Genomic DNA, 22637 nt, shown 5'->3' with positions numbered 1-22637 from the left:
CTAAACTGGTTTGACAAGGACATGCCGTTTCTTACCCAGCGACAGCTTGATGACCCCCTCACGCACGTCCGCTCCGCTCAGAACACGCCGCTCGTCAGTGTTCGGTTCATCGTTGATGCGTACTGAGCCGCCTTTGACGTGGCGCCGCACCTCACCGTTGGACTGAGCGAGCCCGGCCCGCACATAAGCGCCCAGAAGGCCGATGCCTTCCTGCAACTCTGAGGCGGGAACTTCCAGCGTCGGCAGATCTGCAGACACGGTGCCTTCTTCGAAAGTCTTTTGCGCTGTTTGTTGTGCAACCTGCGCAGCATCCTCACCATGCAACAGCCCGGTCGCCTCGTTGGCCAGGACTTTCTTGGCTTCGTTGATCTCGGCACCAGCCAGCTTTGCGAGCCGATTGACCTCATCCAACGGCAGGGTGGTGAACAGTTTGAGGAAGCGGCCAACGTCGGCGTCCTCAGTGTTGCGCCAGTACTGCCAATAGTCATAGGGCGAGCACTGCTCGGCGTTCAGCCAGACGGCACCGTCAGCAGTCTTGCCCATCTTTGCGCCTGAGGCCGTTGCAAGCAGCGGTGTGGTTAGCGCGAACAGGGAGGCATCGTTCATGCGGCGACCGAGATCGACGCCTGAAAGAATGTTGCCCCACTGATCCGAGCCACCCATCTGCAGGCGGCAGCCAGTTCGCCGGTTCAGTTCCACAAAGTCGTAGGCCTGCAAAACCATGTAGTTGAATTCCAGCAGCGAGAGATGCTGCTCGCGTTCGAGCCGAAGCCGAACGGAATCCCGTTGCAGCATTTGATTGACCGAGAAATGGCGTCCCACGTCTCGCAACAGGTCAACATAGTGCAGGCCGAGTAGCCAATCCGCGTTGTCCATCATCAGCGCATCGCTGGTCCCTTCACCGAAGCGCAAGAAGGGGTCGAAGTTCGTCTTGATGCTGGCCTTGTTGGCATCAATGACTTCAGCGGTCAGAAGCTTTCGGCTTTCGTCTTTGCCCGAAGGATCGCCAACCCGCGTTGTCCCGCCGCCCATCAAAACGACCGGTTGGTTGCCAGTCATCTGGAACCAGTGCAGCATCATGATCTGCACCAGTGAGCCGACATGCAGGGAAGGCGCTGTGCAATCGAATCCGATATAAGCGGTTAGCGGACCCTGTTTCAGCGCCGCGTCGAGCGCGTCTGCGTCCGATAGTTGGTGGATAAAGCCACGTTCATCGAGCGTGTTGAGAAAGTCGGATTGGAAACGCGCAGCCATGGCGTCTGGCCTTCGAGAAGCAAAATTTGGAAGTTGTCACTCGAGCGGTCATGCGCTGAGCAAAGGGTTTGGCGGCTCTTGCCACGCGTTGCTGCGCTTTGCAACGCGCCGTCGCGGGTCGAGCAGAAGTGTCAGCGGTTAGCGCGATGGCGAACAAGCAAGCTGAGTATGCGCTGACACTCGCCCTGGGCACGATGAGTGGCACGTCCATGGATCGTGTCGATGTTGCTGCGGTCCTGACGGACGGCGTGGATCGTGTCGAAACGTTGCCTCATGTGACGGAGAGCCTTGCTTACTCAGCGTCGCAGCGCGGCCTTTTGTTCGACGCGGTGGAGCGGGCTCTCGAAATCGACAGTCCGGCGCTGCGAGACGACCCGCTGATCCTCAGTGCGGAACGGTTGGCGACCGATATGCACATCAAGGCCATAGCTGCCTGCATGCAGCGCGCGGATCGCCGGCCCGACGTCATCGGTTTTCATGGTCAAACCGTTCTTCACCGACCGAACCCCAATGATCCCTCCCGCGCTTTTACCGTGCAGCTTGGCGATGCGGATGCACTTTGCCAGGCACTCGCCGTACCGGTCGTCCATGATTTTCGCCGTGCGGACGTGGAAGCGGGCGGTGAGGGGGCGCCTCTTGCACCGCTTTACCATCAGGCTCTTATCGGCAGGCGAACCGGGTTGCCGGCGGCAATTTTAAATCTTGGCGGAATCGCCAACATCACCTTCATCCCCGATAGCGATCCGCAAAGCCTGCACGCTGCCGACATCGGCCCGGCAAACGTTTTCATGGACGATTTGATGCGCCAGCGGACGGGCGCGGTCTTTGACGAGGGCGGGCAAGTGGCGGCAAGCGGGTTAGCGGATCACGCGATCGTGGCACGCTTCTTTGATAGGCCGTTCTTTGACCTTGATGGCCCAAAGTCCCTTGATCGCTACAGCTTTCCGCCGCCGGACCTCTCGGGCTTATCGACCCCCGACGCGATGGCAACGTTGCTTGAACTGACCGTTGGATCTATCAGGCGCGCGATCGAGCTCCTCCCGGCTGTCCCAAAGGCGTTGTTCGTCGCCGGCGGCGGTGCCCGCAATGGCTATCTGATGCAGCGGATCACGGATCAGTTTTCATTCCCGGTACGAAGCCTTGATGCTTTGGGTGCCAGCGCGGCGATGCTTGAAGCGGAAGCCTTTGCCTATCTCGCTGTTCGCCACCTGCGGGATCTGCCGATCAGCTACCCTTCAACGACCGGCGTGGCGCAGCCACAGCTTGGCGGACGTCTCGCGAGGGCCATTTAGCGCATGCCGGGATTTGCCAGCCGGTAGTCGAGATAGTCCTGGCAACGCTGGTCAAGCTCCTCAAGCTTGTCTTCGAAGAAATGGTTCGCGCCCTGAACCGTCTGGTGGTCGATGGTGATCCCTTTTTGTGTCTTCAGCTTATCGACGAGCGCTTGCACATCTTTCATGGGGACGACTTTATCCTGATCGCCGTGGATAATCAGTCCCGATGAAGGGCAGGGGGCAAGGAATGAGAAATCGTGAAGGTTTGCCGGTGGCGCGACCGAGATGAAGCCGGCGACCTCGGGCCGGCGCATCAGCAACTGCATGCCGATCCAAGCGCCGAATGAGAATCCGGCAATCCAAGTGAACCGGCTGTCAGGATTGAGGCTTTGCAGCCAATCAAGGGAGCCGGCAGCATCGGCCAACTCGCCTACACCATGATCGAAGTAGCCCTGGCTCCGCCCGACACCGCGCGAGTTGAATCGCAGAACCGAAAAGCCGCGTTCCACAAACATGTAGTACATCTGATAGACGATAGGGTTGTTCATGGTTCCGCCAAACTGCGGGTGGGGGTGCAGAAGAATGGCGGTCGGCGCGCCGCGCTCGGGCGCGGGATGCAGACGCCCTTCAAGCCTGCCGGAGGGGCCTTGGTAGATCTGTTCGGGCATGTATGGGGAGCCTTTTGTTGGTCTTTTGCCGCATGCCGGGCGCTTGACGGCGAACCGTGATCATCCCTACCTCGCGGGCTTGGCGCGCACTTAAACACGATGATGCCTTCGGAAAACAAGGTTTTTCGCAACGGTGAGCGAGATCGCCTGGACTTGGCGCCAAGGAAGCAAGGGCTGGCAACGATGGATGCGCGCACAAGCGTCTACTGCGACTACAACGCGACAGCTCCGCTGCGTGACAGCGCGCGGCAGGCCATGCTTGGCGCGATGGCGGTCGACGGCAACCCCTCGTCGATCCATGCCAACGGTCGTTCGGCCCGCCGTACGATTGAAGACGCCCGTAAGACAATTCTTATGGGGCTCGGTGCTGAAGACTATCGGTTGGTGTTCACCTCAGGTGCGACCGAAGCGCTGGCGATGGTTCTGCGCCCGACCACGAAAAGGGCGCACGACAAGGCAGACATGGCCCTGCCATATGGCCGGAATTCGCGCCTGTTTGTCGCGACAACCGAGCATGTCGCAGCGCTAGACGGACACGGCTTCGAGTCGCCAACCAAGTTGGCAGTCGATCAATCCGGTGTCGTTGATCTTGCCGCTCTCGATGCGCACCTCGATAGGGCGAGCGATGATGACGCGCTAGTTTGTGTTCACGGCGCGAACAATGAGACGGGCGTTGTTCAGCCAATCGCGGATATTGCTCGCCGGTGCCGAGAGGCGGGGGCGCTGTTTGTCAGCGACCTCGTCCAGTGGATTGGCCGCGAACCTATCCCCGACCCGCTGCCTGACGTGATGATCATCTCCGCGCACAAACTTGGTGGACCGGCGGGGGTCGGTGCTCTGGTGTACAACCCCGCAACCGTCGAGTTTGGACCGGCGCTGATCCGTGGTGGCGGCCAGGAAATGGGTGCCCGCGCGGGGACCGAGAACCGCGTTGGCATTGCGGGATTCGCGGCCGCGGTCGCCGAGGCGCTCGGCGAGCAGGAGGCAGAGGCAAACCGGGTTGCGGGGCTACGCGATTCGTTCGAATTGGCTCTCAAGGAGGCTTTTCCGTCGGCTATTGTGTTTGGGGATGGCGCGCATCGCCTGCCCAACACAAGCTGCTTCGCCCTTGAGGGCAGGCAAGCCTCAACAACCCTCATGCGGCTTGACCTAGAGGGGATCGCGCTTTCCTCCGGCAGCGCCTGTTCATCGGGAAAGGTCAAGGCGAGCCATGTACTGGCTGCGATGGGCGCAGACGACCTGCTGGCCAACTGCGCGCTGCGCCTCAGCCTTGGCTACGGCACGACCGAAAGCGACATAAGGCGTGTCATCGAAGCCCTGCGGCGTTGACGACTGCAGCGATCCAAACCGGTTTCTTCGACGTATCTTCGATTAGCAATAAATAAGCTGCGAAAAAAATGCAGCTTTTCCGTTTTTGGGGGTTGGGCTTCTCGCTAATCCGCATTATGTAGATTGGAATGATTTTAAGGTAGATCAGGATAGCCCCTCATCTATCGCCCAGTGAATGCCCCATGAGGCCGACAGTTTCGGCCAGTGCTTAAAGGAGCGCCGTGAATGCCAGCGGTTCAGGAAACCATTGAGCAGGTCCGTGAGATCGATGTCGACAAGTACAAATATGGCTTTGAGACCGACATCGATATGGAGTTCGCACCAAAGGGTCTGAACGAGGATATCGTTCGGTTTATCTCGGGCAAGAAGGGCGAGCCCGAATGGCTTACCGAGTGGCGACTGGATGCCTATCAGCGATTCCAGACTATGAGCCGACCGGAGTGGGCGCGCGTTGATTATCCAGAGATCGATTTGCAGGAGCTGCATTTTTATGCCGCGCCGAAGTCGACCGACGGCCCCAAGAGCCTCGATGAGGTCGATCCGGAGCTGCTGCGCACCTACGAAAAGCTGGGTATTCCGCTCAAGGAGCAGGAAATTCTCGCTGGCGTGCGCAAGATGGATGAGCCGTCACACCTCGACGAGGAAAGCGGTTCGCTCGAAGGTAAGGTCGCCGTCGATGCGGTGTTCGATTCCGTCTCCGTTGTCACGACCTTCAAGAAAGAGCTGGCAAAGCACGGGATCGTCTTCTGCTCCATTTCCGAGGCGGTCCATACCCACCCGGAACTGGTGAAGAAGTATCTCGGTTCAGTGGTTCCGGTCACCGACAACTACTATGCCACGCTGAATTCGGCGGTCTTCTCCGATGGCTCGTTTGTCTACATCCCCAAGGGCGTGCGCTGCCCGATGGAGCTGTCGACCTACTTCCGGATCAACGCTGAGAACACTGGCCAGTTCGAGCGCACGCTCATCATCGCTGACGAAGGCGCGTATGTGAGTTACCTCGAGGGTTGCACGGCGCCCATGCGCGATGAAAACCAGCTGCATGCCGCTGTTGTTGAGCTTGTTGCGCTCGACGACGCCGAAATCAAATATTCCACCGTCCAGAATTGGTATCCGGGCGACGCGGACGGCAAAGGCGGCATCTACAACTTCGTCACCAAGCGTGGTGATTGCCGCGGCGATAACTCCAAGATTTCCTGGACGCAGGTTGAGACCGGCTCGGCGATCACGTGGAAATATCCCTCGTGCGTCCTTCGTGGCGACAACTCGGTTGGCGAGTTTTACTCAATTGCCATTTCCAACGGTCGCCAGCAGGTCGATTCGGGAACCAAGATGATCCACATCGGCAAAAACACGTCGTCAAAGATCATCGCCAAGGGCATCGCCGCAGGGAAGTCGGACAACACCTATCGCGGCTTGGTGTCGATCGCGCGGAACGCGAAAAATGCGCGCAACTTTACCCAGTGTGATTCGCTCCTGATCGGTGACACCTGCGGCGCGCACACCATCCCCTACATCGAGGCGAAAAATTCCAAAGCCGTCCTTGAGCATGAGGCGACGACATCAAAAATCTCCGATGATCAGATGTTTTACTGCCTGCAGCGTGGGCTGAACGAGGAAGAGGCCGTGGCGTTGATCGTAAACGGCTTCGTCAAAGACGTGCTGCAAAAGCTGCCGATGGAATTCATGGTTGAGACGCAGAAACTCATCGGCATCTCACTCGAAGGCTCGGTCGGCTAGGTCTATGGCTTTCGACCCCACGACGATTGCCTACTACGCTGTGATCTGCGGCGCGCTTTCGGCGCTTGCCCCCAGTTTGCGCACCCACATCAGGCGGATCGTTCTGGGAGCGGCGGTCGGTGTTCTCGCCGCCACGGTCTTTCCGTCGATCCGTGGCACGATCGGTGTTTGAGGCTTCGCGTGGAGTTGGCAACGCTCATCGGCCGCCAGGTGGCTTTTATCGGGTTGTTGGCCGGGCCGATCATCGTGGTGGTGCTTTTGGGTCGCAAGCGTGGCTGGAACCAAACAGTTGTTTTTGCAGTGATCCTGGGTTGGGCGCTGCTGTTTTTGGGTTTGAATGCGATGATGGCGAGCGATCCTGCCGCCGCCGCGCATATGTTTGAGGGAGCATAGGCATGCTTGAGATCAAAAACCTCCACGCTCGGATCGCCGATGACGGCACCGAGATCCTCAAGGGTATCGACCTGACGATCCCCGACGGCGAGGTACACGCGATCATGGGGCCCAACGGCTCAGGCAAGTCGACGCTGTCGTATGTGCTGGCTGGCAAGGAAGACTATGAAGTCACCGAAGGGGAGGTGTTGCTGGATGGCGAAAACATCCTCGAGATGGATCCGCATGAGCGTTCGAATGCAGGTCTCTTCCTGGCTTTCCAATATCCGATCGAGATCCCCGGTGTGGCAACCATGACGTTCTTGCGGACGGCGCTTAACGCCAAGCGGAAAGCGTCTGGCATGGCCGAGCTGACCACGCCTGAGTTCATGAAAGTGGTTAAGGAGAAGGCGGGCGAGCTGAACATTACCACCGACATGCTCAAGCGTCCGCTCAATGTTGGCTTTTCCGGCGGCGAGAAGAAGCGCAACGAGATCATGCAGATGGCGCTTCTAGAACCCAAGATGGGTGTCCTTGATGAGACGGATTCGGGTCTCGACATCGATGCGTTGAAGGTCGTGGCCGATGGCGTCAACGCGCTGCGCGGTCCGGGTCGATCCTTCCTGGTGATCACCCACTATCAGCGCCTTCTTGACCACATCGTGCCCGACGTCGTGCACGTTCTGTCTGCGGGCCGGATCGTCAAGACCGGCGACAAGGACTTGGCGCTTGAGCTCGAAGCCAAAGGCTACGCTGATATCATCGCCAACGCCGCGTGAGGATCTGACGATGAACGCTTATTTGAAACGAATCCGCACCGACGCCGAGACCGCGGTCCTGAACGCGTTTTCAGGGATCGAAGATGATCTTCCCGGTCGGGCGGAAACCCACGCGGCACGTCGGTCGCGCATGGCGCTGTTTGAGCGCGTTGGGCTTCCACATCGCCGCATCGAGCAGTGGAAGTATACTGACCTGCGCTCGCTCATGCGGACCTGGGCTCCGCTAGCCGAAGTGGCTGGCGATGTCGAGACGCCATTGCCGTTGCTTGATGGGGCGCTGCAGATTGTGATTGCGGATGGCTTCGTCCAGAAGATGGATGACCTTCCTGCCGGTATCGCCGTGCGCTCTCTCGGCGACGCCTTAGCCGATGGCGAGGCGGCGCTTGATGGTGCCGATACGCCGGACCGGGCAATCGACGCCCTAAACGCAGCGTTTGTGCGCGATGGGATTATTCTGGCGGTCGACGCAGGCGCGAAAATCGAAACGCCGATTGAACTGGTCTTTGTCGGCTCCGATCAAACCGCGATGCGTCATAGCCGTGCGCACATTGTTGTCGGTGAGGGCGCGTCCTTGACGATGGTTGAGCGGCATACGACCCCGGAAGGGGCGAGCGCTCAGTGTAGCTGCGTTGCCAAATATGCCATCGGCGACGGTGCCGTGCTGGATGTTTTGCGCTTGCAGGACGAAGGCGGGGAGGCGGTTCATCTCGGTGAAAGCAGTTTTGACATTGCCGGCGACGCGCGCGTTCGTGTCTTGCACATCAATGCAGGGGCCAAACTGGCGCGGGTAGAGACCCGGGCGAGCTTCATGGGTGAGGGCGCACGGTTTGACGTGGCCGGCCTGACCATGGCGTCCGACCGCCAGCACCTTGATCAGACATTGTATGTCGACCATTTGGTGCCGCATTGCGAGAGCACCGAAACGTTCAAAACGGTGATCGATGACGCTGCGAAGGCGGTGTTTCAGGGTAAGATCGTCGTGGCGCAGGACGCCCAGAAGACAGATGCGCAAATGGCTTCCGACGCGCTTTTGCTGTCTGAGACGGCGGACATGATCGCCAAGCCTGAGCTGGAGATCTTCGCCGATGATGTCAGCTGTGCGCACGGCGCGACGTGTGGCGAGATTGACGAGGACCTCATGTTCTACCTCTCCGCACGCGGTATTGCGCCGCCTCAGGCGCGAAAACTGCTCTTGCAGGTTTTTTTGTCCGAAGGGGCGGAACTGTTTGAGGATCATCCGTTCGAACAGATAGCGATAACGGCTGTCGAGCGGTGGCTTGAGGAGCATGCCGGCCGGTAGGGGCGGCGAGCGTTTGCGGGGACGATATGAGCGTTGCTGAGAGTACCGCGCCACACGGCTTTGATGTGGATGCGATCCGTGAGGATTTTCCAGCCTTGCGGACCGTCGTAAACGGGCACTCGCTCGTTTATCTCGATAATGCCGCCTCGGCACAAAAGCCTGACCATGTGATCGAGGGAACGGCAGAATTCTACCGGACGTCCTATGCGAACGTGCACCGCGGGCTTCATTATCTGTCCAACGCGGCGACGGACGCCTACGAGGCAGCGCGTGGCAAGGTTGCCGCTTTTCTGGGTGCTTCAAGCGCCGATGAGATCGTGTTCACTCGTTCGGTGACCGAGGCGCTTAATCTGGTCGCGCACGGGCTTGGTCAGGATATCCAGCCAGGCGACGAGATCATCCTGTCGATCATGGAGCACCACTCCAACATTGTGCCGTGGGACTTCCTCCGCACAGGCAAAGGCGCGGTCATCAAATGGGTGCCAACCTTAGAAGACGGCAGCTTCGATCTCGACGCATTCGACGGCTTGCTCAGTGATCGCACACGCATCGTTTCGCTGACCCACATGTCAAACGTTCTGGGTTCGTTGACCCCTGTCCGGGCTGTTGCAGACCGGTTGGCAGACAGGCCCGATGTAACGTTCGTTGTTGATGGTGCCCAGGGAGCCGTGCACCTGCCGGTGAATGTGCAGGCTCTGGGCTGTGATTTTTATGCCGTGACCGGCCATAAGCTGTACGGCCCCTCAGGGATCGGCGCGCTTTGGGGCAAGGCGTCCAAACTCGCGGACCTACCGCCCTACATGGGTGGTGGCGAAATGATCGACGAGGTACGCGAAGATGGGGTAACTTTTGCGGAGCCGCCAGGGCGCTTTGAAGCAGGGACGCCGCCGATTGCACAAGCGGTAGGGCTGGGTCTGGCTCTCGACTATATCGAGCAGGTCGGCCGCGAAGCCATTGCACGCCATGAGACCGAGTTGTTGACCTATGCGATGGAACAGATCGGGGCCATGAACTCGGTGCGGATCATGGGTGAAGCGCCGGGAAAAGGTGCGATTGTGTCCTTCGAGGTGGAGGGTGCGCACGCCCATGATGTGTCGACGCTGTTGGACCGTTACGGCGTTGCGGTGCGGGCCGGGACGCACTGCGCGCAGCCGCTGCTGAAGCGCTATGGCGTCAGCAGTTCCTGTCGTGCGTCCTTTGGGATGTATAACAGCTTTGACGATGTTGACCGCCTCGTTGGCGCGCTGGGCAAAGCTCAGGCCTTTTTTGGGTAGCAAGCCTTCTGGCGCGTTTCGAAGACAGCGTTTGGTCCAGCGCCGCTTCCGACAACCAGTGGAACTCAAGCCCGTTATCTTGTAAGACAAAGCTATGACTGAAGCGACTGCATCACCTAGCGAAACTGAAACGCCGAACTCCCCGCAAATGCCGGGCGCTGGCACGGCTATCCCTCAGCAGGAACTTGAGAAGATCACCGACGATATCATCGCGGCGCTCAAGACGGTGTACGATCCGGAAATCCCGGTTGATATCTATGAGCTTGGGCTGATCTACAAGGTCGACATTGATGATGACCGCAAGGTTCTGATCCACATGACCCTCACGGCACCGGGTTGCCCCGTCGCCGGCGAAATGCCCGGTTGGGTGGAAAACGCGGTCTGCACCGTTGCAGGTGTATCAGATGTGCAAGTCGAAATGGTCTTTGATCCCCCCTGGTCACCTGAGCGCATGTCCGAGGAAGCTCAGGTTGCAATCGGCTGGTTTTAACGCGTGATTAGCATGGCGAGGTAACCGATGGGTTTCGCCCTTTTGACCCTTTCAGACACGGCCAAAGAGCACATTGGCGCCCTGCTCGCCGATCAGGGTGCTGAGGCAGGCCTGCGGCTGAGCCTGAAAAAAGGCGGCTGCGCTGGGATGGAGTACAAGCTCGACATCGCCGAGACCAAACCTCAGGGAGATGATGCGCTCGAAGATGGACCGGCGCGGGTGTTTATCGAGCCGTCTGCGATGCTGTACCTTTTGGGCACACACATCGATTATGAAGTTACCAAGATGCGATCTGGGTTCGTCTTCAAAAACCCCAACGAGGTTTCTGCTTGCGGGTGCGGCGAGTCGGTCGAATTGAAGCCTGCACAAGCGGTGTAGCCCGACAACAGTCGAGACCACGTCCGCGGGTAAAATTCGTCACACCATAGGCGCCATTGCGCCTTCCCCATGTCACGTGAACCAGAGCGGTGCGTTTAGGCTGCGTCCGCGTCTGTACCCGCTGGCATCTGGGACTCTGTGATGACGCGATTGCGCCCAGCATTTTTGGCGGCGTAGAGGCACTCGTCGGCGCGCTCAATGATTGCCGGTATCGTATCGTTTGCGCGGCTTTCGGCAACGCCGATGGAAATGGTCACACGCCCCAAAGTTTCGCCGGTTGAGCGCTTAACCAGCTCCTTGCCCATGACCGCTTTGCGAATCTCTTCAGCCAATGCGCTGGTTTCGGCAAGCGAGGCACCCGGTAAGATGACGGTGAATTCTTCCCCACCATAGCGGCAGGCGATACCACGGGTTTCAACGAGCGCCTTCAGCGTGCTTGCAACCAGGCGCAGAACCTGATCGCCAGTCTGGTGGCCATGCGTATCGTTGAATTTCTTGAAATGATCGATATCGGCGACCATCAGACCAAACGCTTCGCCGGTCGCCGCGAAGTTCGTGATGGCTTCTTCAATCGCCCGATCAAAGCGTTTGCGATTGCCAATGCCCGTCAGCTGGTCGGTCATAGCCTCGTAGCGAACAGATTCGAGCGCTTCTTTCAGAGTGGCGATCTCTTGCTCGCTTTCGAGAAGTTTATTCGACATCGAGCGGTTTAACTTTTCCGCTTCATCGGTCTTCTCGATCAAGCCCGTCACGATCGAACGAACGGCATCGGTGTCCGAGCTTTTTGCAAGGCTCTTTGACGCGCCACGCAGCTCTTCGCTGTAGCCACTGGTCTGCCCGGCCGCATCGTTGATCATGCCCATCAGCTCGGTGACCTTGCCCGAAAGCTTGCCGCCAACCTCATCCACGCGCTCTTCAAACGAACCCGATCCAAAGAATTCGTCGCGAATGGCTTCAAGCTCGTCTTGGGTAAGGTGCCGCCCTTCGCGTAGAATCGCGTTGATGCGCTTGTTCAGAGCCGGATTAAAGCCGGCAGCATACGCAAACCAGATTTCGAAATTGGGGGGGAAGGCCGCTAATTCATTCGCCTTGATCTTCGCCAGAGCGTGATCGGCAATTGAATGCGTGCGCGCAATATCGTCAGGCAACGCCATGCCATGAAATCCTTTGGCAGAATACTTCATGGCTAAAATGTGATGGGAACCCTTGCGAACCGGTTAATGAGCCGGAGAACAATTATCGCCGAGGGCATATTTTAAGTGAATTCTTATGCAACCGCGCGGCGAATTGGTCGAAGCAGAAAGGCGGGTACAAAGTCGGTCTCGCCAAATGGCCGCCGATCATCAGGCAGCGAGTCGCCGCGATCTCTGCCACCCCGGCCACGCTTCGACTTTGAACGTGAAGGTGCCTTGTCTGAGGTCGGCAAATCCGCTGTCTGCTCCATGGCGGCGACATCAACAGCGGCTTCCTCTGTCTGCTTACGGCGCCCGCGACCACCGCGGCTACCACGAGACCGACGGCTTTTGCTCTCTTTGCCGCTGGTATCAATTGCTTCTTCCTGCGCAGGCGCGTCTTGCTCGATGGTGCCCGCAGCTTCGCCGCTCGCATTGTCAGCTTCCACCTGCGGGATGGGCTGGCCAATCATCGCCTCGATCGCTTTGACATATTTGCCGTCGGCTGACGTTGCCAGCGTGATGGCGGTTCCCGTCCGTCCAGCGCGACCGGTACGACCAATTCTGTGCACATAGTCTTCAGCATGTGTCGGGACGTCGAAATTGAAGACGTGGCTAACCGCTGGGATATCCAAACCGCGGGCCGCGACATCGGACGCGACAAGCAGGGTCAGTTCATTGTTGCGGAACGCATCAAGTGTCTGCATCCGCGAGCGTTGATCCATATCGCCGTGGAGGCAGCCAGCATTGAAACCGTGGCGTTTGAGCGAGCGTTCAACAACGGCAACATCGCGTTTGCGGTTGCAGAAGATGATCCCGTTGGTCAGCTCTGAGGCACCATTAATTTGGTCGCGCAAAACTGCCCGCTTGCCAGCGGGAACGTTAGGCGCCGATACAAGGCTCTGCGCGATGGTATCGCTGGTTGACGATGCCTTTGAGACCTCGACCCGGACAGGTGCGTGCAGGAACGTGTTGACGAAACGTTCGATCTCCGGCGGCATTGTTGCGGAGAAAAACAGGGTTTGGCGCGTGAACGGTACAAGCTTAAAGATCCGTTCGAGATCAGGCATGAAGCCCATATCAAGCATCCGGTCCGCTTCATCGACGACCATATATTCGACGCCGGTGAGCAGAAGCTTGCCGCGCTCGAAATGATCGAGCAGGCGGCCCGGCGTGGCTATGAGAATATCGGCGCCGCGCATGAGCTTCTTTTCTTGCTCATCGAACGAAACGCCGCCAATCAGCAGCGCCATCGTGTACTTGTGGTTGACACCGAAGGTTTCAAAACTTTCGGCCACTTGTGCAGCCAACTCTCGAGTTGGTGCAATGACCAGGGAGCGAGGCATGCGAGCCCGTGCCCTGCCGCGTTCCAGTAGCGTTAAAATCGGAAGTGAAAAAGCAGCCGTTTTACCCGTGCCCGTCTGAGCCAGTCCGAGCACATCCTTGCGCTCAAGAACTGATGGTATCGCCTGGGCCTGAATTGGTGTCGGTTCGCTGTAGCCAGCCTTGTCGACGGCGGAGACAACTTTTTCGGAAAGGCCAAGGTTTGAAAAATTCATGGGGGAGAAGGTCTGCTTTCTACAGGATGCGCCGCCGTTTGCGACGTCGGTTTGCTTTGAACGGGCGAATTAGAATTGGCTCGCGGTAAGGTCATGCAAGTAAGCATAGCGGTGACCGAAGCGAGCGATCATCAAGATCATAGTTCGCTGCAAGCCAAACAATCGCGGGCCGTATTTTAAGCCCGCATGGTTGCGCGCATGTGCCCTGTCGCTGCGCGAAAGTCAAGAAAACGGGGGCGTGCATGCGCATTTACGGTCAATGACCTGCCCGAAAAGACCAATGGTGGCGAAAATGTGCGTCAAGGGTTGAGGTGGTCGTCGACTTTCGTCGTATCGAAGGTGAACCAAACAGAGGTCTTGAACGTTCCCTAAGCGGCTGTGGGAAAAAACCCCGCACGCAGTTTCGCGAAAACAGGAGAATTCCATGCGAATGATGAATTGGATTGGTTCGATCGCTCTGGCCGCCGCTATGGCGCTGTCGCTCAGCACGCCGTCGAAAGCGATGGATGCCGATATCGTCGATACCGCCGTTGCCGCTGGTAGCTTTGAAACGCTCGTCGCTGCCGTTCAGGCTGCAGGCCTTGTCGAGACGCTGAAGGGCGAAGGGCCGTTCACAGTGTTTGCGCCGACCGACGACGCTTTCGCTGCACTTCCCGAGGGCACGGTTGAGAGCCTGCTGATGGAAGAAAACCGTGACCAGCTTATCGCCATTCTGACCTATCACGTCGTCCCCGGTAAGGTGATGTCCAGCGATCTGTCGGGCGAGATGATGGTCGGCACGGTCGAGGGCTCGGAAGTGACCATTGATGCCACCAGCGGTGTTACCATCAATGGCGCCAATGTTGTCACCGCCGACATTGAGGCAAGCAATGGTGTCATCCACGTGATCGACGCCGTGATCCTGCCGCCTGAAGACATGTAAGGCTGCAGCATACTGCCTAATGAAGGGGTCGAGCGTCGCTCGGCCCCTTTTTTCATGGCAGCACAGCGCGGATCAGATATCGAGTTCCTCGGTGAACTGCGCGTTTTCCTGGATGAACTGAAATCGCATCTCCGGCTTGTTTCCCATCAAGGCCGTGATGGTGTCACCGGTTGCCTGCTTGTCGGCTACCTTCACCCGCAGCAGGGTTCGTTTGGCCGGGTCCATCGTGGTTTCCTTCAGTTGGGCTGGCAGCATCTCCCCAAGCCCTTTGAAGCGTCCAATCTCGACGTTGCGCTTGCCCTTGAAAACAGTCGTTAGCAACTCGTCGCGGTGCTCATCGTCGCGCGCGTACTCGACCACGCCGCCTGCTGACAGCCGGTACAGCGGCGGGACGGCGATGAACAGGTGCTCATTGTCGATAAGCTCTGGCATTTCGCGGTAGAAGAACGTGATCAGCAATGACGCGATATGCGCACCATCGACGTCGGCATCCGTCATGATGATAACGCGCTCATAGCGAAGATCGTCGTCGCGATAGGCCGAACCTGTGCCGACACCCAGCGCTTGAAGCAAGTCAGACAGTTGCTGGTTGGCACTGATCTTCTCGCGGCCAGCGTTGGCGACGTTGAGGATCTTGCCCCGCAAGGGTAGCACGGCCTGGGTGTCCCGCCGCCGGCCCTGTTTGGCTGAGCCACCCGCCGAGTCGCCCTCGACGATGAAAATCTCCGAACCTGCGGCACCGGCCTTCGAGCAATCGGCGAGCTTGCCTGGAAGCCTCAGTTTGCGTGTGGCGCTCTTGCGGGCGATGTCCTTTTCCGCGCGCCGGCGCAGGCGCTCATCGGCACGCTCAACCACCCATTCGAGCAGCTTGTTCGCCTGGTTGGGCGAGCCGGTCAGCCAGTGATCGAAGGCATCGCGCACGGCTGTCTCGACGATCCGAGCCGCCTCCTGCGTCGCGAGCTTATCCTTGGTCTGCCCCACAAACTCAGGTTCGCGCACAAACACCGAGAGCATCGCGCCCGCCGAGGTCATGACGTCGTCGGCGGTTATCTGGCTGCCCTTCTTCACGCCGGTCAGTTCGGCATAGGCGCGCAAGCCGCGCAGGAGCGCCATGCGTAGGCCTTGCTCGTGCGTGCCACCATCGGGGGTGGGGACCGTGTTGCAGTAGGATGCGATTGAAGCATCCCCCACGTGCCAGCAGACTGCCCACTCGACGCCGCCATGCTTGCCGGCATTGGGTGTCCGACCAGCGAAGACCTGTTCGGTCACCCGACGTTCGGTGCCGAGCTGTTCTGTAAGGTAGTCCTGCAGCCCGCCGGGGAACGAGAAAACGGCTTGCGCGGGCACATCTTTTGCGGCTTCCGCAAGTTCAGGCGCACACGTCCATCGAATCTGAACTCCGGCAAACAGATAGGCCTTGGAGCGCGCCATTTTGAGAAGCCGCGCGGGTTTGAACGCCGCGCCCTTGCCGAAGATCTGATGGTCTGGATGGAAACGAACGGTCGTTCCGCGGCGGTTCATCGTTTCACCGATAACCTCAAGGGGGCCGAGCGGTTTGCCGCGCGAGAACTGCTGCCGGTAAAGCTTCCGGTCGCGGGCAACCTCAACTTCAAGGCCGTCCGACAGCGCATTCACCACCGAGACGCCAACGCCGTGAAGCCCACCGGATGTCTCGTAGACCTTGCTGTCGAATTTTCCGCCTGCATGAAGCGTCGTCATGATCACTTCGAGCGCAGATTTATCCGGCATCTTTGGGTGGGGGTCGACAGGAATGCCGCGACCGTTGTCGGCCACCGACAATGAGCCGTCGGCGTGCAGCTCCACATCAATGCGGCTGGCATGGCCAGCGACAGCTTCGTCCATCGCATTGTCAATCACCTCGGCAAACAGATGGTGCAGGGCGCGTTCGTCGGTCCCGCCAATATACATCCCCGGGCGACGCCGAACCGGGTCCAAGCCCTCCAACACCTCAATGGCTGATGCGTCATAGCCATCATCGCTTGCGGGCGTCGGAGACTTGCCTTTCGAAGCGCCACCGGCCTCCATCTTCGCAGCGATGGATGCGAGCTTGTCCTTTGCAGCTGCCATCTCGTCCTTCTTTGAGGGCTTCGGCTTCCCATCGCCATCACCGATATTGGGCGCGGTGTTTCCAAACAAATCAGCGGTCATGACGGGCTACGCATCCTTGGCGAAGTGCAGGGCGAATCGGCAACCAAGATGCCACGCAAGCAGGTGCAAAGGCAAAGCACGCCCGCGCGGCCAGCGGTCACGGAACCGTCATGGAGCTGCAATCGTGCTGTCACCGGTCACGTGCACCCATCGGCTCATCACCTAGCATGAGGAGGAATCGATGAGGCTCTCAAAATTTCTGGTAGCGACCGCAATCACCACCGTCCTGGCAGTTCCAGCCGTGGCGCAGGATGCTGGCGCCCGCAACGTTATCTTGATGGTATCAGACGGTATCGGTTTCAACGGCTGGTTGGCGGCTGATTATTATCAGGGTCTTGCCGGTCAACAGTCTTATCAAGTCGTGCGTCCGGACGGTACCGCACCCGTTGTCTTCGGCCTTGACCATCATGGGCTAAACCTGATCGACGCCGCAGGGAATGTGCTGCCCAATGGTGCCGATGTTGCTCAGGCGGTCGGAGCGGTGGCGCAGGGTTATGATCCGGTTCGTCGCTGGGACAGCTTCGAAGCGACGATCCGCAACGATTTTCCCCCAATTGAAGAACGCTACACGAGCTACACCGATAGTGCGGCCGCCGGTACCGCGCTGATGGCGGGGCGCAAAACGTCCAATGGCCGCATCAACATGGATTGGACGGGGACCGAAGAATTTCGCACCATCGCAGAGATAGCCTCCGACCGTGGCATGGCGACTGGCTCGGTGATTTCGGTCATGGTTTCGCATGCGACCGGTGCCGCAACGATCGCTCACAATATTTCACGTAACAATTACGTCGAGATTTTCAACGAGATGGTGGAAAGCGAACTCGACGTCATCATGGGCGCTGGGCATCCCCTGTTCGATAACAGCGGAAATGAGGTCCAGCCAGAAGATGAGGATGCCTATCGGTTTGTGGGCGGCTCGGAGACTTTGGCGTCATTGACGAGTGAGGAAGGCCTCAACGGTTTCACCTTCATAGACGCGAAGGCGGATTTCGAAGCCTTGGCCGAGGGAGGAGACCTTCCCGAGCGCGTTGTCGGCATCGCGCAAGCGGGGTCTACCTTGCAAGCGAGCCGCGAAGACCTGCCACAGGCTGATACGCCTTCAGGAATGGCGTTCAATCCGCTGACGCCTGACCTGGCGACGATGTCGGTTGGCGCGCTCAACGTCCTCAATCAAGACGAAGATGGGTTCTTTGTCATGATCGAAGGGGGTGCCGTCGACTGGATGGGCCACGCAAATAATATGCCGCGGTTCATTGAAGAGCAGGTCGATTTCAACCTTGCTGTCGATGCGGTGATCGAATGGGTTGAAGAGAATTCCAGCTGGGATGAGACGCTGCTGATCGTGACCTCTGACCATGAGTGCGGCGGTATCTGGGGCGAGGGAACCTGGGTCAATGGCGAAGGCGGAACGGTCGCAGCTGACCGAAGTGATGAGGCGTTGCTATCGGCACGCTACGATCCCACCGAAGACCTGTTCGTCGAATATCTCGCGGTTCAGGATCGCGGGGAAGGCAATATGCCTGGCTACATGTTTTCCTCGCGCAACCACACCAACGAGTTGGTGCCCTTATGGGCCCTGGGTGCTGGTTCTGAGATGTTCGCACAGTTCACGCGTACTGATCTGCGCGCGGCCGAGCTATGGGGCCCGCAGTATGACTGGGACGGTGACTTTGTCGACAACACGGCGGTGTTCCATGTCATGCATGAGGTTTTGCCAGCCGGGAATGCGTCCGGAGCGATGTAGGCATCCCCGTTTGTGCGGCTCGGCAGGTCTCAACCGTCCTGGCATTCGCGAGCAGTCCTAACAAAAAGGGCGCCCGACACGGGCGCCCTTTCTGCTTGAGCTTAAAGCTCTTGTGATCGACGGTATTACCGTCAGACCGAGTAGTACATATCGAACTCGACCGGGTGAGGCGTCTGCTCGTAGCGCTCGTTCTCTTCCATCTTCAACTCGATGTAAGCTTCGATCTGATCCTTGTCGAAGACACCGCCTTCGGTCAGGAATGCGTGATCGGCTTCCAGGCTTTCGAGCGCTTCGCGCAGTGAACCGGAGACCGTCGGGATTTCCGAAAGCTCTTCGGGCGGAAGGTCGTACAGATCCTTGTCCATCGGATCGCCGGGATGGATCTTGTTCTTAATTCCATCGAGGCCAGCCATCAGCATGGCCGAGAAGGCCAGGTAGGGGTTGGCAGAGGGATCGGGGAAGCGAATCTCCATACGCTTTGCCTTCGGCGAGGCGGTGTACGGAATGCGGCACGATGCTGACCGGTTGCGTGCGGAGTAAGCCAGCAGGACCGGTGCTTCGTAACCGGGAACCAATCGCTTGTACGAGTTGGTCGACGGGTTGGTGAAGGCGTTGATGGCCTTGGCATGCTTGAGGATGCCGCCGATGTAGTACAGGCAGGACTCCGATAGATCAGCATATTCAGAACCTGCGAAGACCGGCTCGCCGTCCTTCCAGATCGACTGGTGGCAGTGCATGCCCGTTCCGTTATCGCCGAAAACCGGCTTCGGCATGAAGGTTGCGGTCTTCCCGTAAGAATTCGCAACCTGGTGCACGACGTACTTGTAGATCTGCATCTTATCGGCGCAGATGGTCAGCGGGCCAAACTTCATACCGAGCTCATGCTGTGCGGCACCCACCTCGTGGTGATGCTTTTCTGTGTCGACACCCATCTGCGACATCACGCTGAGCATCTCGGAGCGAATGTCCTGGCAGCTGTCGACCGGTGGGACAGGGAAGTAGCCACCTTTGGTGCGCGGACGGTGGCCGAGATTGCCCATCTCATAGTCGGTGTCCATGTTGGACGGCAGTTCGGACGAATCCAGCACAAAACCGGTGTTGTAGGGATCGGCCTTGAAGCGCACATCGTCAAAAATGAAGAATTCGGCTTCGGGGCCAAAGAAGACCGTGTCGCCGATTCCGGTGGACTTCATATAGGTTTCGGCCTTTTTCGCGGTCGTGCGAGGATCGCGATTGTAAGGGTCGCCCGAGCCTGGCTCCAGGATATCGCAGAAGATCGCCATGGTCGGCTGCGCGAAGAACGGGTCCATGTGCGCGGTTTCGGTATCGGGCATCAGGACCATGTCCGACTCGTTGATCGCCTTCCATCCCGCAATCGATGAGCCATCAAACATGATGCCGTCCGCAAACATGTCCTCGTCGACTTCTTTTACGTCCATGGTGACGTGTTGCATCTTGCCGCGCGGATCGGTGAAGCGAACGTCGACGAATTTGACGTCGTCATCCTTGATCGACTTTAAAACATCGGCTGGTGTGGTCATGCTAACTGCTTTCCTTGCTATTGGATTGAAAGGTTTTGATTGGTTGAGGTGTGGCGGTCGAGGCCGCCGTCGGCAGCGCGCGCCGGATGCCTTTTAGGGCGCCGTTATACGGCGTCTGCTCCTGTCTCTCCGGTGCGGATGCGCACAACATCCTCGACCGGTGAAACGAAGATTTTGCCGTCCCCGATCCGCCCTGTTTGGGCGGCATCGCGGATGGCGCTAACTGCACCATCGAGCAACTCATCCTGCAGCACGACTTCGACTTTCACTTTTGGAAGGAAATCGACGACATACTCTGCGCCCCGGTAAAGTTCGGTGTGACCTTTTTGGCGGCCAAATCCCTTTGCTTCCGTGACGGTGATGCCTTGAAGGCCCACCTCTTGTAGCGCTTCCTTCACCTCATCGAGCTTGAATGGCTTGATGATGGCTTCGATCTTTTTCATCGACCCCTCAATGCGTAACGACGTGCGCAGCTGCGCGCACACCTCATCGCAAGCAGATATCGTGCCAAAACGCCGGCCCCTAACGACCCGGACCTGGCGAGCCGTGCCATGATTTGAAGGTGGGTGGCCGCAGCCCCCAGCGGCACGGCGCTTTGGCTTTCCTTTGGTATTGCCTCTTGGCTGCCAGTTCCGAGCGCGATCATGATCGCAAATGCAAGGGATCAGGCGGTACTGACCTTCAAGCGCCAAAATTGCCTAGCAATCAGGCATACGCGCGATCCGTCATGCGTTTCAGTCGGGAGTGATCGCCCCAGATAGATTAAACATTAAGCAAATGCGCAATACGTAGGCATTTTTATACGCGTTTAGCCGGATAGCTGTCCACCGATGCGTGCCGATGTCGTGGCTGCAACTCCCACCGAAAGCTGCCCTCCACGTCTCTTGGGTCGGCGATTACTCGAATGACCGCTTTTTCCTTGAAGCCGATGATGTCTCTGTTATAGACCCGCGACCACCGCGCAGCGTGCCTTGCGGGCGTGGTGGAATTGGTAGACACGCTGGTTTTAGGTACCAGTGGCGCAAGCCGTGGGGGTTCAAGTCCCTCCGCCCGCACCACACTCACTCTTCTATGGTGGCATTTTGGTGAAGCGCACCGCGCCCGCCGCTACGCCGCCGCTCACTAGACAACGGGAATGACACCCATGCAGGTCACTGAAACGCTCGCCGAAGGCTTGAAGCGCGAACTGACAATCAAAATTCCGGCCGGCGACTTGTCCGCCAAGCTGGACGACAAGCTCTCGACCCTGAAGTCCCAAGCCCGTCTGCCGGGCTTTCGGCCGGGCAAGGTGCCCGTTTCTCACCTGAAAAAGATTTACGGTAAGCAGGCCATGGCCGAGGTGATCAATGACACTCTGTCAAAGAGCACCAACGACGCGATTGCTGAGCGCAATGAGAAGCCGGCGAGCGAGCCGAATTTTACCTTGCCCGAAGATGAGGCACAGGCTGAGAAGATCATTGCGGGGGAAGCCGACCTCGAGATCGCCGTTTCCTATGAGATCATCCCAGAGTTCGAGGTGAAGGACTTCTCAGGCATCCAGATCGAGCGTCCGGTCGTGGACGTGAGCGACGACATGCTTGACGAACGCCTCAAGCAGGTTGCGTCGTCGAACATGACCTACAAGGACGTCAAGCGTAAGGCCAAGAAGGACGATCAGGTCACGATCGATTTTGTTGGCAAGGTCGACGGCGAACCGTTTGAGGGCGGCTCCGCCGAGGGCTTCAAGCTGGTTCTCGGTTCCAATCAGTTCATCCCTGGATTTGAGGACGGTTTGATCGGTGTGAAGGCTGGTGAGGAGAGGGCGGTCGACGTGACCTTCCCCGAGACCTATCAGGCTGAACATCTGGCCGGTAAGGCATCGGTCTTCGATGTGACCGTGCATGCGGTGGGCGCGCCCGAAGAACCAACGGTGGACGAAGCGTTTGCCACCAGTCTCGGTTTGGAATCGCTTGATAAGCTCAAAGAAACCGTCAAGCAGCAGATCGAAAACGAATACGGTCAGCGGACACGCATGAATGTCAAACGCCAACTTCTGGATGCGCTCGACGATGCCTACGATTTCGAGTTACCGCCGAGCTTGGTTGAGCAGGAATTCGACGGTGTCTGGAAGCAAGTGACGGACGACCTCGAAAAAGCCGGCCGGACGTTCGAAGATGAAGACACAACGGAAGACGAGGCCAGGGAAGAGTACAAATCTCTGGCCGAGCGTCGTGTGCGGTTGGGGCTGTTGCTCGCCGAAGTTGGTGCCAAAAATGATGTTCAGGTGACCAACGAGGAGATCCAACGCGCGGTTGTTACGCGGGCACAGCAGTTTCCCGGGCAGGAGCGTGAAGTCATTGAGTTCTTCCAGAAGAACCCACAGCAGCTCGCAGGACTTCGCGCGCCAATCTTCGAAGACAAGGTCATTGACTTCATTCTTGAGCTGGCAAACGTGACGGATAAGTCGGTCACCGCTGCCGAGCTGGAAGCGGACGATGAGGACGAAGAGGCGGCGTGATCGGTGCCTGAGGCGCGCCGCGTTGAAGCGGCCTTGAACAGGTCAACAGCTTAACCATATGCACAGTCCATTGGGTAAGATCAGGCTCCTTTGTGCGCGCTGCGCGTATTTGCTGGTGTCGCCGACTTGCCGATCCCATAGAACGCAGTAGGGTCTGCGTGGCGTTGAGTCG

The 22637-nt window shown here is 58.5% G+C and carries 20 protein-coding genes and 1 tRNA gene; 14 read left to right on the top strand and 7 right to left on the bottom strand.

Features of this window, described 5'->3' with window-relative positions; translation table 11 throughout:
- Window positions 1-1254 (bottom strand): tyrosine--tRNA ligase, encoded by a 1254-nt coding sequence (tyrS, locus tag AAF739_13670; protein ID MEM6383717.1) that lies wholly within the window; start codon window positions 1252-1254, stop codon window positions 1-3.
- A gap of 146 nt (window positions 1255-1400) precedes the next feature.
- Between tyrS and AAF739_13665 the strand changes: the two genes are divergently transcribed.
- A complete protein-coding gene (locus AAF739_13665; GenBank protein ID MEM6383716.1) occupies window positions 1401-2546 on the top strand; it encodes an anhydro-N-acetylmuramic acid kinase in 1146 nt (381 codons plus the stop codon).
- Here the strand turns inward: AAF739_13665 and AAF739_13660 are convergent.
- A complete protein-coding gene (locus AAF739_13660) occupies window positions 2543-3196 on the bottom strand; it encodes an alpha/beta hydrolase (protein ID MEM6383715.1) in 654 nt (217 codons plus the stop codon). The two genes, AAF739_13665 and AAF739_13660, sit on opposite strands and share 4 nt — an antisense overlap.
- Before the next feature lie 183 nt (window positions 3197-3379).
- On the opposite strand from AAF739_13660, the gene AAF739_13655 reads away from it, so the two are divergent.
- The 9 genes from AAF739_13655 (at window position 3380) to AAF739_13615 (ending at window position 10858) form a co-directional block, all read left to right on the top strand.
- On the top strand, window positions 3380-4525 hold the full coding sequence (locus AAF739_13655; protein ID MEM6383714.1) for a cysteine desulfurase family protein: 1146 nt from the start codon (window positions 3380-3382) through the stop codon (window positions 4523-4525).
- A gap of 225 nt (window positions 4526-4750) precedes the next feature.
- A complete protein-coding gene (sufB, locus tag AAF739_13650; protein MEM6383713.1) occupies window positions 4751-6265 on the top strand; it encodes a Fe-S cluster assembly protein SufB in 1515 nt (504 codons plus the stop codon).
- 4 nt (window positions 6266-6269) lie between these two features.
- Entirely contained in the window at window positions 6270-6437 is a 168-nt protein-coding gene (locus tag AAF739_13645) for a hypothetical protein (protein ID MEM6383712.1), read from the top strand.
- On the top strand, window positions 6434-6658 hold the full coding sequence (locus AAF739_13640; protein ID MEM6383711.1) for a hypothetical protein: 225 nt from the start codon (window positions 6434-6436) through the stop codon (window positions 6656-6658). The genes AAF739_13645 and AAF739_13640 overlap by 4 nt, the downstream gene beginning before the upstream one ends.
- Window positions 6659-6660: 2 nt before the next feature.
- Window positions 6661-7416, top strand: a complete 756-nt coding sequence (gene sufC / locus AAF739_13635) for a Fe-S cluster assembly ATPase SufC (protein ID MEM6383710.1) — start codon at window positions 6661-6663, stop codon at window positions 7414-7416.
- A gap of 10 nt (window positions 7417-7426) precedes the next feature.
- On the top strand, window positions 7427-8716 hold the full coding sequence (gene sufD / locus AAF739_13630) for a Fe-S cluster assembly protein SufD (protein MEM6383709.1): 1290 nt from the start codon (window positions 7427-7429) through the stop codon (window positions 8714-8716).
- 26 nt (window positions 8717-8742) lie between these two features.
- A complete protein-coding gene (locus tag AAF739_13625; protein ID MEM6383708.1) occupies window positions 8743-9990 on the top strand; it encodes a cysteine desulfurase in 1248 nt (415 codons plus the stop codon).
- Window positions 9991-10138: 148 nt separating this feature from the next.
- Complete coding sequence (locus tag AAF739_13620) at window positions 10139-10480, top strand: SUF system Fe-S cluster assembly protein (GenBank protein ID MEM6383707.1); 342 nt, start codon at window positions 10139-10141, stop codon at window positions 10478-10480.
- A gap of 27 nt (window positions 10481-10507) precedes the next feature.
- The gene (locus tag AAF739_13615) at window positions 10508-10858 is read left to right on the top strand and encodes an iron-sulfur cluster assembly accessory protein (protein ID MEM6383706.1); all 351 of its coding nucleotides are present in this window, start codon (window positions 10508-10510) and stop codon (window positions 10856-10858) included.
- 95 nt (window positions 10859-10953) lie between these two features.
- On the opposite strand, the gene AAF739_13610 is transcribed toward AAF739_13615, so the two are convergent.
- Together AAF739_13610 and AAF739_13605 are read right to left on the bottom strand one after the other, a co-directional pair.
- Window positions 10954-12012, bottom strand: coding sequence for a GGDEF domain-containing protein (locus AAF739_13610; GenBank protein MEM6383705.1), 1059 nt, complete (start codon window positions 12010-12012; stop codon window positions 10954-10956).
- Window positions 12013-12125: 113 nt separating this feature from the next.
- A complete protein-coding gene (locus tag AAF739_13605) occupies window positions 12126-13589 on the bottom strand; it encodes a DEAD/DEAH box helicase (GenBank protein ID MEM6383704.1) in 1464 nt (487 codons plus the stop codon).
- Between the two features lie 469 nt (window positions 13590-14058).
- Between AAF739_13605 and AAF739_13600 the strand changes: the two genes are divergently transcribed.
- Window positions 14059-14511: a fasciclin domain-containing protein gene (locus AAF739_13600; GenBank protein MEM6383703.1), complete on the top strand. Its 453-nt coding sequence runs from the start codon at window positions 14059-14061 to the stop codon at window positions 14509-14511.
- Between the two features lie 72 nt (window positions 14512-14583).
- Here AAF739_13600 and parE read toward each other — a convergent pair whose 3' ends face one another.
- On the bottom strand, window positions 14584-16557 hold the full coding sequence (gene parE / locus AAF739_13595) for a DNA topoisomerase IV subunit B (GenBank protein MEM6383702.1): 1974 nt from the start codon (window positions 16555-16557) through the stop codon (window positions 14584-14586).
- Between the two features lie 304 nt (window positions 16558-16861).
- On the opposite strand from parE, the gene AAF739_13590 reads away from it, so the two are divergent.
- Window positions 16862-18427 (top strand): alkaline phosphatase, encoded by a 1566-nt coding sequence (locus AAF739_13590; GenBank protein MEM6383701.1) that lies wholly within the window; start codon window positions 16862-16864, stop codon window positions 18425-18427.
- 131 nt (window positions 18428-18558) lie between these two features.
- Here AAF739_13590 and glnA read toward each other — a convergent pair whose 3' ends face one another.
- Together glnA and AAF739_13580 are read right to left on the bottom strand one after the other, a co-directional pair.
- Window positions 18559-19968 carry a type I glutamate--ammonia ligase gene (gene glnA / locus AAF739_13585; GenBank protein MEM6383700.1) on the bottom strand — a complete coding sequence of 470 codons (1410 nt, stop codon included), beginning with the start codon at window positions 19966-19968 and terminating at the stop codon, window positions 18559-18561.
- Window positions 19969-20072: 104 nt separating this feature from the next.
- Window positions 20073-20411, bottom strand: a complete 339-nt coding sequence (locus AAF739_13580) for a P-II family nitrogen regulator (protein ID MEM6383699.1) — start codon at window positions 20409-20411, stop codon at window positions 20073-20075.
- Window positions 20412-20941: 530 nt separating this feature from the next.
- Between AAF739_13580 and AAF739_13575 the strand changes: the two genes are divergently transcribed.
- Window positions 20942-21026, top strand: a tRNA-Leu gene (locus AAF739_13575).
- 86 nt (window positions 21027-21112) lie between these two features.
- Complete coding sequence (gene tig, locus AAF739_13570; protein MEM6383698.1) at window positions 21113-22465, top strand: trigger factor; 1353 nt, start codon at window positions 21113-21115, stop codon at window positions 22463-22465.
- Window positions 22466-22637: the final 172 nt, after the last annotated feature.

Source organism: Pseudomonadota bacterium, assembly GCA_039024915.1.
GTDB lineage: Bacteria > Pseudomonadota > Alphaproteobacteria > Rhizobiales > MH13 > MH13.
The sequence above is the reverse complement of the archived record's forward strand: the minus strand, read 5'-3'. Positions and strand labels throughout refer to the sequence as shown.